Origin of the sequence: Pseudomonas chlororaphis (assembly GCA_001023535.1) — a bacterium.
GTDB classification, from domain to species: Bacteria; Pseudomonadota; Gammaproteobacteria; order Pseudomonadales; family Pseudomonadaceae; genus Aquipseudomonas; species Aquipseudomonas chlororaphis_E.
In genome coordinates this window covers 6,244,964-6,258,114 of sequence record CP011020.1, presented here as the reverse complement: position 1 = coordinate 6,258,114, position 13,151 = coordinate 6,244,964, and the positions used below count along the sequence as shown (strand labels likewise).

At 62.1% G+C, this 13,151-nt stretch carries 11 protein-coding genes; 4 read left to right on the top strand and 7 right to left on the bottom strand.

Going from position 1 to position 13,151, the window contains the following annotated elements; all coding sequences use genetic code 11:
- Window positions 1-50: 50 nt before the first annotated feature.
- Window positions 51-1,427, top strand: coding sequence for a peptidase M16 (locus VM99_27315; protein ID AKK01556.1), 1,377 nt, complete (start codon window positions 51-53; stop codon window positions 1,425-1,427).
- Between the two features lie 125 nt (window positions 1,428-1,552).
- Window positions 1,553-2,572, top strand: a complete 1,020-nt coding sequence (locus VM99_27310; GenBank protein ID AKK01555.1) for a membrane protein — start codon at window positions 1,553-1,555, stop codon at window positions 2,570-2,572.
- 62 nt (window positions 2,573-2,634) lie between these two features.
- On the opposite strand, the gene VM99_27305 is transcribed toward VM99_27310, so the two are convergent.
- The 5 genes from VM99_27305 to VM99_27285 form a co-directional block, all read right to left on the bottom strand.
- The gene (locus tag VM99_27305) at window positions 2,635-3,864 is read right to left on the bottom strand and encodes a membrane protein (GenBank protein ID AKK01554.1); all 1,230 of its coding nucleotides are present in this window, start codon (window positions 3,862-3,864) and stop codon (window positions 2,635-2,637) included.
- Window positions 3,865-3,970: 106 nt separating this feature from the next.
- Window positions 3,971-5,302, bottom strand: coding sequence for a glutamate:protein symporter (locus VM99_27300; protein ID AKK01553.1), 1,332 nt, complete (start codon window positions 5,300-5,302; stop codon window positions 3,971-3,973).
- 688 nt (window positions 5,303-5,990) lie between these two features.
- Entirely contained in the window at window positions 5,991-6,455 is a 465-nt protein-coding gene (locus VM99_27295) for a hypothetical protein (protein AKK01552.1), read from the bottom strand.
- 2 nt (window positions 6,456-6,457) lie between these two features.
- Window positions 6,458-6,622 carry a membrane protein gene (locus tag VM99_27290; GenBank protein AKK01551.1) on the bottom strand — a complete coding sequence of 55 codons (165 nt, stop codon included), beginning with the start codon at window positions 6,620-6,622 and terminating at the stop codon, window positions 6,458-6,460.
- 82 nt (window positions 6,623-6,704) lie between these two features.
- Window positions 6,705-6,998, bottom strand: coding sequence for a hypothetical protein (locus VM99_27285; protein ID AKK01550.1), 294 nt, complete (start codon window positions 6,996-6,998; stop codon window positions 6,705-6,707).
- Between the two features lie 436 nt (window positions 6,999-7,434).
- Between VM99_27285 and VM99_27280 the strand changes: the two genes are divergently transcribed.
- Both VM99_27280 and VM99_27275 read left to right on the top strand, forming a co-directional pair.
- Window positions 7,435-8,781, top strand: a complete 1,347-nt coding sequence (locus tag VM99_27280; GenBank protein ID AKK01549.1) for a chemotaxis protein CheY — start codon at window positions 7,435-7,437, stop codon at window positions 8,779-8,781.
- A gap of 10 nt (window positions 8,782-8,791) precedes the next feature.
- Complete coding sequence (locus tag VM99_27275) at window positions 8,792-10,582, top strand: histidine kinase (GenBank protein ID AKK01548.1); 1,791 nt, start codon at window positions 8,792-8,794, stop codon at window positions 10,580-10,582.
- 6 nt (window positions 10,583-10,588) lie between these two features.
- On the opposite strand, the gene VM99_27270 is transcribed toward VM99_27275, so the two are convergent.
- A complete protein-coding gene (locus tag VM99_27270; GenBank protein ID AKK01891.1) occupies window positions 10,589-12,202 on the bottom strand; it encodes a diguanylate phosphodiesterase in 1,614 nt (537 codons plus the stop codon).
- Between the two features lie 75 nt (window positions 12,203-12,277).
- Entirely contained in the window at window positions 12,278-13,057 is a 780-nt protein-coding gene (locus VM99_27265) for an N-acetylmuramoyl-L-alanine amidase (protein AKK01547.1), read from the bottom strand.
- Window positions 13,058-13,151: the final 94 nt, after the last annotated feature.

The following is a 13,151-nucleotide window of genomic DNA, read 5'->3' as shown; positions in this document are numbered from 1 at the left end:
CGCATTGTCCAGTCAGTAGGATTGGACTGTCAGTCGCCAGGAAGCCGTTTATGCGTGGTCTGTTATTCGCCCTTTTCTTGCTCGGCGCCTTGCCTGCAGTTGCCCTGGACCGGTTTCAGGTCGAGGGCTACGCCTTGCCCAACGGGATGCAACTGGTGCTCAAGCCGGGCAGCGAGCGCGGGCATGTGGCCATTCGCCTGGTGGTCGGCGTAGGCCTGGATGACTTCAGCTGCGCCGATAAGGAACTGCCGCACCTGCTTGAGCATTTATTGTTCAGCGGCGTTGACGAAACGGGCGAAGGCGGCCTGGAGGAACGCATGCAGAGCCTGGGCGGCGAATGGAACGCCTTCACCAGCAACGCCGACACCACGTTCGTCATCGAGGCGCCGGCCAGCAATCAGCGCAAGGTCCTGGACCTGCTGATGGCGTTGCTGACCCGCACCCGCATCGACGAAAAAGCCCTGGAGGCGGCCAAGCGCGTGGTGGAGCGAGAGGACGGCGGCCATTACACCCACCTGCAACGCTGGCTCGACCGCCAGGACCTGGGACACAAGGCCAGTAACCAACTGGCAGTGGAACTGGGCTTGCGCTGCGCGGAACGGGCCGAGGTCGAGCACCTGACCCTCGCCCGCCTCGAGCACGTGCGCAAGGCCTGGTATGCACCGAACAACATGACGCTGATCGTGGTCGGCGACCTCGATCGGCTGCTGCCGGCCTACCTGGAACGCACCTTCGGCCAACTTGAACCGGTCGAACCCAGCCAACACGAGCCGCTGCCGCAGATCCGCTACAGCGCGGTCACCAAGCGCAACCTGATCCACGGGCTGGTCGGCAACGGCGCCAAGCTTCACTGGCTGTTCCCCGAACCGGTGCTGGACGAGCAGCACGACGAAACCTTCGATTTGCTCAAGGATTACCTGGACTGGGCGCTCTATCGCCAACTGCGCCTGGCCCGCAGCCTGTCCTACGGGCCGTGGACGGAGCGCGAGGTGTTCGGCGGCGTCGGTTTCTTCAGCTTGAACGCGGACCTGGCCCGCGAGGACCTGCCCCAGGCCGAGGAAGCGCTCGAAGAACTGCGCCAGAACCTGCTCAAGGACGGCCTGGACCCCGCCAGTTTCATGCGCATCAAGCGTGCGGCCATCGCGCATCAGTCCTGGGCGGTCCAGGGCAACAGCGCCCTGGCCGATTACTACTGGGGCGCCCTGGGCGACTACGAGGACGGCCGCTTCGCCAACCCGGCGCTGCGCTTGCAGTCGGTGAGCCTGGACCAGGCCAACCTGGCCCTGCGCGAACTGCTCAAGGACCCCGGCTACCTGCGCATCGAGAAGCCGTTGCTCAGCGATGATGAGTTCGTGTGGGGCGTGGGCGCGCTGCTGGCGGTGCTGGTGCTGGGGCTGGTGGCGTGGCGATTGCGCCGCCGGGCTTGAAACTGTTTCCAATGCCACACGGGTCAGATGAAAGGCTGGCGACGCACACCATGATCCTCGCCACACCGCCCCCTGGACGATACTCTGTCAGGGATATTTCCTACGACTTACTGTGAAACCGCCTAATGCAAAGCCTGCCTCGTTTTATCCAGCGCATCCTTGAACTGATGAAGCGCTACCCAGGGGTCATTGCGCTCGGCGGTTTCATCTCCGGCGTCGGCAGTTTCATGCTGGTGGACCGCCAGCAGGGCCTGGCCACCTGGATCGCGGTCATGATGCTGGTGAGCTGGCTCTGGCTGATGGTGGAGAACAGCATGACCCGGCTGTTCACGCGGATTTTCAAGCGAGAAATCCCCCAGCCGCTGTTGCGCTACGCCACGCAGATGATTCACCAGGAAAGCCTGTTTTTTGTCCTGCCGTTTTTCTTCATCACCACCACCTGGAACAGCAGCCAGCTGATTTTCACCAGCCTGCTGGCGGCGGCGGCGCTGATTTCGATCACCGATCCGCTGTACTACAAATGGCTGGCACCCCGGCGCTGGGCGTTCCTGGCGTTGCACACCCTGACGCTGTTCGCCGCCCTCCTCACCGCGTTGCCGGTCATCCTGCACCTGACCACCGACCAGAGCTTCAAGCTGGCGCTGGGCATTGCCATGCTGTTGTCATTCCCCAGCCTGGCGTCGATCTTTCCGATCCGCACGGTGCGCAACGCCTTGGCGATCCTGTGCATCACCCTAGGCATCGGCGCTGCCGGCTGGGTGCTGCGCTCCTGGGTGCCGCCGGCCACGTTGTGGATGACCGAAGTGGCGATCAGTACCCAGGTGGAGGATCGCACCCCCGGCGCCAGCCTCAAGGAAGTCAGTGCGGAACAGATTCGTGGCAACGGCCTGTACGCCTACACGGCCATCAATGCGCCGCGAGGCCTCGATGAGCGGATCTATCACGTCTGGCAGTTCAACGGCAAAGAGGTGGATCGCATCGCCCTGGACATCCACGGCGGGCGCAAGGAAGGCTACCGCGCCTGGACCCACAAGCAGAATTTCCCGGACAACCCGGCGGGCAAGTGGCAAGTGCGGGTGCTGACGGAGAATGGCCAGATGATTGGGGTGCTGCGGTTCAATGTGACGGGGTCGGCAGGTGGTTGAACATCGGGGCGGGGAGCAAGCTCCCTCGCCACGATGAATTTCACCGGACTTGCGCGCTGGCCTCAGCCAAAGAACCAGTAGCAGACCCCGATCGCCGACAAGACCCCGGCCAGTTCCGCCAGCAGCGCGCAACCCACCGCATGGCGCGCCCGCTGGATGCCGACCGCGCCGAAATACACCGCCAGCACGTAGAACGTGGTCTCGGTGCTGCCCTGGATAGTCGCCGCCACCAGCGCCGGGAAGCTATCCACCCCTGAGGTCTTCATGGTTTCGATCAGCATCGCCCGGGCGGCGCTGCCGGAGAACGGCTTGACCATGGCGGTCGGCAGGGCATCGACGAAACGCGTGTCCCAGCCGGCCCATTGCACCAGGTGGCGAATGCCGTCCAGGCCGAAATCCAGCGCCCCGGATGCCCGCAGCACGCCGACCGCGCAAAGCATCGCCACCAGGTACGGCAGCAGGTTCTTGGCGACGTCGAAGCCCTCCTTCGCCCCTTCGACGAAGGCCTCATAGACCTTGACCTTGCGCAGCGCCCCCACCACCAGGAACAGGATGATCAGGCCGAACAGCGTCAGGTTGCCGAGGATCGACGACAAGCCCGCCAGCGCGGTGGCCGACAACGTGGCCAGCAGCGCCATGAAGCCGCCAAGGGCCAGCGCCCCCGGCACCAGGTAAGCCAGCACCACCGGATCCCATAGGCGCAGGCGTTGCATGAACGCCACCGACAACAGCCCCGTGAGGGTCGAGCCAGTGGTGGCGATCAGGATCGGCAGGAACACCAGGGTCGGATCCGGCGCGCCTTGCTGGGCGCGGTACATGAAGATGGTCACCGGCAGCAGTGTCAGCGACGAGGCGTTGAGCACCAGGAAAAGGATCTGGGCGTTGCTGGCGATGGTCGGGCTGGGATTGAGGTCTTGCAGGGCGCGCATGGCCTTGAGGCCGATGGGGGTGGCGGCGTTATCGAGGCCCAGGCCGTTGGCGGCGAAGTTGAGGGTGATCAGGCCGATGGCGGGATGGCCGGCCGGTACTTCCGGCATCAGGCGCAAGAACAGCGGCCCCAGGGCCTTGGCCAGCCAGTCGACGATGCCGGCCTTTTCGGCGATCCGCAAGAACCCCAGCCACAGCGTCAGGGTGCCGAACAGCAGGACCATCACCTCCACCGACAGCTTGGCCATGGCAAAGATGCTTTCCACCATCGCGGCGAAGATCCCGGCGTTGCCGCCGATCAGCCACTGTCCCAGCGCCGACACGGCTGCCACGATAAAGAAGCCAAGCCACAGGCCATTGAGCATCGGTTAATCCCCTCGGAAGATGCCGCGAATGATAGCGGGGCTGGCAGAAACGACAAACCCCGGAGTGCTCCGGGGTTTGTGTTAATGGCTTTGACCTGGCATGCCCTCAGCGGCTGGAGGTTTCACCCGCCGGCAGCGGCTCTTTACTGCGCCAGTGCGGCAGGGAGTTCCAGTAGCGCTGGCCCTTGGCGTCGTCGTACATGCCTTCCCAACGGGCGATCACCAACACGGCCAAGGCGTTGCCGATGACGTTCAGCGCGGTGCGGGCCATGTCCATGATGCGGTCGACACCGGCGATGAAGGCCAGGCCTTCGAGCGGAATGCCCACGCTGCCCAGGGTCGCCAGCAGCACCACGAAGGACACGCCCGGCACGCCGGCGATGCCTTTGGAGGTCACCATCAAGGTCAGCACCAGCAACAATTGCTGGCTGATGGACAAGTCGATGCCGTACAGCTGCGCGATGAAGATCGCCGCGATGCTCTGGTACAGCGTCGAACCGTCAAGGTTGAACGAATAGCCGGTTGGCACCACGAAGCTGCAGATTGCCTTCGGCGCGCCGTAGGCTTCCATTTTTTCGATCACGCGTGGCAGCACGGTTTCGGAACTGGCGGTGGAGTAGGCCAGCACCAGTTCGTCCTTGAAGATGCGCATCAGCTTGAGCACCGAGAAGCCGAACAGGCGGGCGATCAGGCCCAGCACCACGAAGGCGAAGAACGCGATGGCGACGTAAACCAGGATCACCAGTTTCGCCAGCGGCAGCAGGGAAGCGAAGCCGAAGTTGGCGACGGTCACCGCGATCAGTGCGAAAACGCCGATCGGGGCGTAGTTCATGATCATGTGGGTGACCTTGAACATGCTTTCCGATACGCCTTGGAACATCTTCACCAGCGGCTCGCGCAGGTCCGATTGCAGGCTGGACAGGCCCAGGCCAAACAGCACGGAGAAGAAAATGATCGGCAGCATCTCGCCACGCGCCATGGCGGCAAAGATGTTCGATGGGATCAGGTTGAGGATGGTCTCGATGAACGCGTGTTCATGCTGGACTTCCGCCGCCGTGGCCTGGTACTTGGAAATATCCACCGTCCCGAGGGTGCTCATGTCGATGCCATTGCCTGGCTGGAAGAAGTTGGCCAGCAGCAGGCCGACGACGATGGCGATGGTGGTGACGATTTCGAAGTAGATGATGGTCTTGAGGCCGATGCGCCCGAGTTTCTTCGCGTCACCGACCCCGGCAATGCCGACGATCAGCGAGGAAATCACGATCGGGATCACGATCATCTTGATCAGACGGATAAAGATATCGCCTGCCGGTTGCAGCACATTGCTGATCCACCAGGCCTTCTCGGCACTGAAATGGTTGAGCAGAGCGCCCAGTGCAATCCCGAGGACCAGACCGATGAGGATCTGCCAGGCGAGGCTTAGCTTTGCCTTCTTCATATCATTACCCTTACTTCAGTTGGACTCGGGCAGCGGCATGGACGATAAACATCCGCGCATCTGCCCCCGTATAAGGTCACCCCGAGCGCGCTAGCGGCTTACTGGCAGGCGAAAAAAGGCGCAACTATTGCGATGCGGGATAGGCTCGTCTAATGCCGTAAACGCCTACCCTATGCCGAATCGGCATGAGATTTTCTAAACGAAACCCGCGTCCCAACCGGTTTGCGTAGGACATTTATGCAGGCATAAGCGCCGTGAACCGGCCATTTCAGCGTAGCCGGGCTTCCTCCACAAGGCTTGTAGAACCGATGAGAGGACCGCGGCCAGACACGTGCTGCAAAAGAAAACTGCTGCCGCGCTTCTCCGATATACGGTCGGAAGCGGGAAATGACTGGAGTGTCTGGAGACAAAATGCCGCAGTCGCGGGCCGGTGACGGGACTCCATCCACCAGCCGCTCTGGCACAGGCATTTTATAAAAGCGAAGCCCTGCGCAGGTTCGCCAAGTCGCCTGGACTTTGCGAACCTGCGTCGTAGCTTTTTCCTGACCCGGCCCTTTCGCAGGCACCCCTTGTGCCCGTAGGTCACTCCGACTCGATCAGCCAGAACGTCCCAGCCCCCTGGTCATGCATCGGCCCTCTTCGGGCTGTGCAGAAGGGAAAGGCAGGGTTGCCTTTCCCGTTTTCAGATTCAGTACCAGTTCGGATCTTTCTTGAGTTGTTCCATTAACAATTTCTGCATACCTTCATCGGGCTTGCCGAGGAAACGGTAGTCGGCATGTCGGGTCGGCGACTTGTCGGCCGGCAGGCCGGCGGGCACTTCCACCAACATGGCGTAGGCTTCGTCCTTGTCAAAGCTGAAGGCGACGATCAGGCGTTTGCTGCGACAGGTCGCCTGGGTCTCGCACAGGGGGCCGACCAGGTACTTGTCGCCGTCTTCCTCGACCGCGTTCATCTGCTCGGCATCGCCCGATAGGTTCATCACCCATTCCGGCAAGCGCTCTTCTTTCTTGACCACGTGCTGCCAGGTCTCGCGGTACTGCGGGTCGGCGGTCAGTAGTTCATTGGCGCGCATCTGCCCGTCATTGGCAGCCATTGCCACGGCACTGCCGCCCAGCAACAGGGCGGCGGCCAGTCCTTTAAGGGAAACGCTCATGGTCAGCCTCGGCCGCGACGGCCAAAGAAGAAGGAAGCGATGAACATCACCAGGAATACGACAAAGAGAATCTTGGCGATGCCCGTGGCGGTGCCTGCGATACCACCGAAGCCCAGTACGGCGGCGATGATGGCAATGATCAGGAAGGTAATTGCCCAGCTCAACATGGTGATTCTCCTTACACTTTTCTATTTAGTTAGGGTCTGGCGGTTGATGGTTCCGGTGCGACAGACGACCGGTCCATCGGGGTTAAAACACCCAGCGCTCCTGACGGGGCAGGTCGGCCACAGGCTGGGCCTGGTCGACGTCCATCATGCGCATCGAAGCGGCTGCTTCTTTCATGCTCGTGCTGCTGACGGCGCTGAAATGGGTTTGGGGAGCACGTTGAATCGACACATGCGGCGTTTCGGGCTGTTGGCTTTCTTGCCAAAGCATCCACTGCTGACCGACGACGAGCGTGATCAGCAGCGCCAGCGCGGCCCACAAGCCCTGTTGGATATGCAGGGAAGTCATGCGAAACGAGGCGGCACTTTGACGATTCATCCTGAAATTCCTCCCAGCCGGGTGTCGTGATCGGGTTACGGCGCTGGAACGCCATGTTGTTCGAGATATTGCAGACGTCATGCCAGAATTTTTAAACGAATAAAATCGTTTAAAATCAATAAGTTATGAAATGTAGAAAAGAGGCTAGAGGCGCATCCTGCACGATGGCCCCGGCGGGAGTCGTGCGTATTGCACGAACGGAAGAGGGGAGGCGTTAGATTCTTTTTGAATTGCCCGTCGCAAACCGCTGTCGGAATGAGCGAGCCGAGCCCCTCGAAACCGGCGAAACGGAAAAAAACGGACTCAAATCAATCTTTTAGCCAACTGACGTCCACAGGGTCCCTCTCGGTGGGTAATATTCCCTCGGAAACGACCATGCAACTTGCCCGATTTTTCTGACACTAACCATCATCATTCATTAAGGAGCGTAGGAAAAATGGAATCCGCCACTGAGCACCAAGGCCGCATTCTGCTGGTAGACGACGAGTCTGCCATCCTGCGTACCTTCCGTTATTGCCTGGAAGACGAGGGCTACACCGTCGCCACCGCCAACAGTGCGGCCCAGGCCGATGCGCTGCTGCAACGCCAGGTGTTCGACCTGTGCTTCCTCGACCTGCGCCTGGGGGAAGACAACGGTCTGGATGTGTTGGCCCAGATGCGTATCCAGGCACCGTGGATGCGGGTGGTGATCGTCACGGCCCACTCGGCGGTCGACACGGCCGTGGACGCGATTCAGGCCGGGGCCGCCGATTATCTGGTCAAGCCCTGCAGCCCGGACCAATTGCGCCTGGCGACCGCCAAGCAGTTGGAAGTGCGCCAGTTGTCGGCCCGCCTTGAAGCCCTCGAAGGGGAGGTGCGCAAGCCCAAGGACGGCCTCGACTCCCATAGCCCGGCGATGAAGGTGGTGCTGGAGACCGCTCGCCAGGTGGCCAGCACCGACGCCAACATCCTGATTCTCGGTGAATCCGGCACCGGTAAAGGCGAGCTGGCCCGGGCGATCCACGGTTGGAGCAAGCGCGCGAAGAAATCCTGCGTCACCATCAACTGCCCGTCCCTGACCGCCGAGTTGATGGAAAGCGAGTTGTTCGGCCACAGCCGTGGGGCGTTCACCGGGGCCAGCGAAAGCACCCTGGGACGAGTCAACCAGGCGGACGGTGGTACGCTGTTTCTCGACGAGATCGGCGATTTTCCCCTGACATTGCAACCCAAGTTGTTGCGCTTCATCCAGGATAAGGAATACGAACGGGTTGGCGATCCGGTGACCCGTCGCGCCGATGTGCGGATTCTGGCGGCCACCAACCTGAACCTTGAAGACATGGTGCGCGACGGGCGTTTCCGCGAAGACCTGCTCTATCGCCTGAACGTCATTACCTTGCACCTGCCGCCGCTGCGCGAGCGCGCCGAAGACATCCTGACCCTCGCCGATCGCTTCCTGGCGCGCTTCGTCAAGGAATATGCACGCCCGGCCCGGGGCTTCAGCGACGAAGCCCGCGAAGCGCTGCTTGGCTATCGCTGGCCTGGCAACATCCGCGAACTGCGCAACGTGGTCGAGCGCGCCAGCATCATCTGCCCACAGGAAAAAGTCGAAATCAGCCACCTGGGCATGGCCGAGCAACCAGTCAACAATGCCCCTCGCATCGGCGCGCCGCTCAGCCTCGATGAATTGGAAAAGGCGCACATCGGTGCGGTGCTGGCCACCGCCGACACCCTGGACCAAGCCGCTAAGACCCTGGGTATCGACGCCTCCACGCTGTACCGCAAACGCAAGCAGTACAACCTGTGAGCGACACCCTATGAAACTGGCGATGAAGCTGCGTACACGGCTGTTCCTCAGCATCTCGGCGCTCATTACGGTGGCGCTGCTGGGGTTGGTGCTGGGCCTGGTCAGCGTGATGCAGATGGCCCATACCCAGGAGCAATCGGTACGCAACAACTTCATCCTGCTGGACCTGGGGCTCAAGCTGCGCCAGACCCTGGGCGACCAGTTGATGATCATGCTCGACGACAAGCCCGACCTGGCCGCCCTGGAGGTGTCCAAGAAACAGTACCTGGCGTTGATCGACGAGGGCATCGCCCACGAGCGGAGCCTGGACGAGGTGCCGGACAACTTCAGCAAGGCCAAGGCCGACTACCTCGACTTCTACGAGGCGTTTACCGCCTCTCGCCAGCAACCGAACCCGCTTTCCGCCATTCAGGAACTCACCGACAAATTCAACGTGCTGCGCAACGGCCTGATCGAGAGTTATCGGCAGGCCCTGAACAACATCAGTGAAACCCAGACGCGTGCCCGCGAGCGGGCATTGTTGATCTCCGGGCTGCTGGGGCTGGTGGGGCTGGCGGTGTTGATCATCGGCTTCGTCACCGCCCACGGCATCGCCCGGCGTCTCGGAGCGCCCATCGAGGCGCTGGCCGCGGCCGCGGATGATATCGGCCAGGGCAATTTCGAAGTGACGCTGCCGACGTCTTCCGCCGCCGAGGTCAACCTGCTGACACGGCGCTTCGGCGTCATGGCTCAGGCGTTGCGCGAACACCAGGCCACCAATGTCGATGAGTTGCTCGCCGGCCAGCAGCGCCTGCAAGCGGTGCTCGACAGCATCGATGACGGCCTGCTGATGATCGACCGGCAAGGTCGCCTGGAGCACCTCAACCCGGTCGCCCAGCGGCAACTGGGCTGGGATGAGGAGCGCCTGGGCCAGGGCCTGGGCGAAGCATTGGGTCGCCCGGACCTGGATGACGAGCTGCAACTGGTGCTGCGTGGCGGGACATTGGAGCGTGCGCCCGAGGACCTGAGCATCGAAGTGGACGGCGAGTCGCGGGTACTGACCTACAGTCTCACGCCGGTGAGCCATACCCAAGGCCATATCCTCGGCGCGGTGATGGTGCTGCACGACGTCACCGAGCAACGCGCCTTCGAGCGGGTCCGTAGCGAATTCGTGTTGCGCGCTTCCCATGAACTGCGCACGCCGGTGACCGGCATGCACATGGCCTTCGGCCTGTTGCAGGAGCGTCTGCATTTCCCTGCGGAGTCGCGCGAGGCCGACCTGCTCGACACGGTCACCGAAGAAATGCAGCGGCTGATGCAGCTCATCAATGACCTGCTGAATTTCTCCCGCTACCAGAACGGCCTGCAAAAGCTGACGCTGGCGCCGTGTTCCATCGAAGAGCTGCTGGAAGCGGCCCGGCTGCGGTTCGCCGAGCAGGCCAGTGCCAAGGGCATCGAATTGCTCGTGGCGATCCAGGGCCCGCTGCCACGCCTGCATGCCGACGCCGCGCAGTTGGACCGGGTGCTGGATAACCTGATCGACAATGCCATGCGTCACACCGGCGACCATGGCCAGATTCGCTTGCAGGCCCGCCGTCACGGCGAGCGGGTGATCATCAGTGTCGAAGACAACGGTGAAGGCATTGCCTACGGCCAGCAGGGACGGATCTTCGAACCTTTCGTCCAGGTCGGACGCAAGAAGGGCGGTGCCGGCCTCGGCCTGGCGTTGTGCAAGGAAATCGTTCAGCTCCACGGCGGTCGCATGGGCGTTTACTCCAGACCCGGCCAAGGCACGCAGTTCTACATGGCGTTGACGGTCTGACGGGCTTCAGGCTTCGTCGTCCAGGCGCCGGCCGAGCAAGCGTCGCCCGCGGGTAATCAGCTCGATCAACTGCACCGCACTGAGTGCATGGGCAAACAGCCAACCCTGACCGAACTTCACGCCCTCGCTGCTCAAGTACGAGGCTTGGGCTTCGTGCTCGATGCCTTCGGCGATCACCTTGAGCTGCAACGCGTGGGCCATGCGGATGATGTGCGGGGCGACACCGCTGCTGGCGGCATCGTGGCCCAAGGCATCGATGAAGGCTTTGTCGATTTTCAAGCAATCCACCGGCAAGGTTTGCAGGTACGCCAGGCTGCAATAGCCGGTGCCGAAGTCGTCGATCAGCACTTGATGCCCGTTGTCGCGTAACGACTGCAGGTTGTCCCGGGCCACCAGCACATCGATCAACCCGCGCTCAGTCACCTCGAAGGCAATCTGCCGGGCCGAGACCCGGTGCAGCGCCAGCAGGCGGGCGATCACTTCGCCGATTCGCGGCACCATCACGTCGCAGGCCGCCAGGTTGACCGAGATGTACAACTGCGGATTGGCCCGCAGCAACTGGCCCAGCTGATCGAACAGTCGTTGCAGCACGAAATCGGTGATCTGGCGGATCTGCCCGGTGTCTTCGGCCATCGGGATAAACAAGTCCGGGCTGGTCAGGGTGCCATCCGGCCGGCGCCAGCGCAGCAGGGCTTCGGCGCCGACGCAATTGCGGCTGTTGAGGTCGAAGATGGGTTGGTACAACACCTGCAATTCACCGCGCCGTATTGCGCCGTGCAGCTCGGCGTCCATGGACTGTCGCTGGCGGGCCAGCAGCAAGACCTGGACGCCGATGCCCAGCCCTAGCAGCAGGCTGATAGGCAACATCCACCAGGCGTTGGATGGCATGTTGAAACCCTTGCGCGGGGCGATCAGCACCAACTGGTATTCCGGGTTGTCGGTCGGCATTCGGTAGATCAGCCGGGTTTGCGTCACTTGCAAGGCGTTGCGGCCTTTCGGCGGCCAGGGCTCCGTGGGCGGCCAATGCTGGTTGGTGCCCAGCACTGGAATGGCCCGCTTGCCGTGATCCAGGACCACCAACAGGCTTCCGCCCGGCGGCAGATCGACCACATCGGTCAAATGCCCGCGAGAGGTGGCCACCCGAAAATTACCGCGCCCCAGCATCAGTGCCGCGCGGTCTTCGTCAGGTTCGGTGGTGGTGTTGAGCCAGTAGCTGTAGGTCGGACCGCGCAGGTCGGGCAGGCGGGTTACCGACAATCCGCTCTGGAGAGGCCGGTTCGAACACGCGCCGGCGCCGTCGACATACACCGCTTCATAAACGAAGCGGTAATTGAAGCTCACCTGCCGCAAGGTCGCGATCATGTCATCGCTACAGCCCCGCAGCGGCTGGTTCTGCAGGTCATCGAGGCCTTCACGCAATTGCCCGAAAAGTTGTTCCAGCCGTTGCAGGAAGCGCTCGCCCTGGGCGTTCATCTGGTCGCTTTCACGCTGCTGGATCTGCTGAACGACCACAAACAGACTTCCGGCCAGCAACAGCAGCGTACTCAGGGCAGCCGCCATCGTCGCCAAGAAAAGAGGGCGATGGAGCCAGCTCTGCAAGGTTTCGCGGGCAGCCGTCATCATGGGTAATCCTAAAGGTCCCAATGAGTTATAGCTGCTGTTTGGGATTTGGCCCTGTTCGTCAGACGGGCGTCATTATTTTGTCTGGTTGAGCACCTGCAAGATCGCCGCGCTTTGCGCGTCGGGCACGCCATCGAAGCGGGTCGGCCGGTAGTGCATCTGGAACGCGGCCAGCACGTGGTGAGTGGCCACGTCCCATTCGCCGGTCTGGGGCGTCGGGTAGCCCAGGCGCGCCAATTCGGCCTGGAACCAGCTGGCGCTGGGCAGTTGTGCGGCGAAGACGACCTGTTGGCGCGCGACGGCCTGTTCGTCAGGCCAGAGGCCCAGGCCTGCCTGGGCCAGGCGCTTCCAAGGGAACAGCGGGCCCGGATCCAGCTTGCGCAGGGGCGCGATGTCGCTGTGGCCGATGATGGCGCGTGGGTTGATGCCATTGCGTTGGATGATGTCCTTGAGCAACACGATCAAGGCCTGCACCTGGGCTTCGCTGTAGGGGTACCACAGGCGACCGGTAGGGGTGTCGACATAACCGGGGTTGACGATTTCGATGCCGATGGAGCTGGAGTTGAGCCAGGTGCGGCCTTCCCACTCGCTTTCCCCGGCATGCCAGGCCCGACGGTTTTCATCCACCAACTGATAGACGGTGGCGTTCTTATCGTCGCCGACCAGGTAGTGGGCGCTGACTTCGCCATGGGTCAGCAGGGCCAGGGAGCGTTCCAGGGAGGCCGAGGTGTAATGCACCACTACGAATTGGATGCGGCTGTCGTGATTGACCGATGGATGGCTGGTGTCGAGCCGAGGGCCGCTGGCGCAGCCGGCCAGGAGGAGCAGGGAAATGATGAACGGAGCGAATTTCATGGCAGGAGACGTTACACGTTGAAATTAATGCAACAGTGTAACGTATCGTTGCGCGATGAGCCGGGCCCGGCCGCAGATTAAACAAATTGGAACA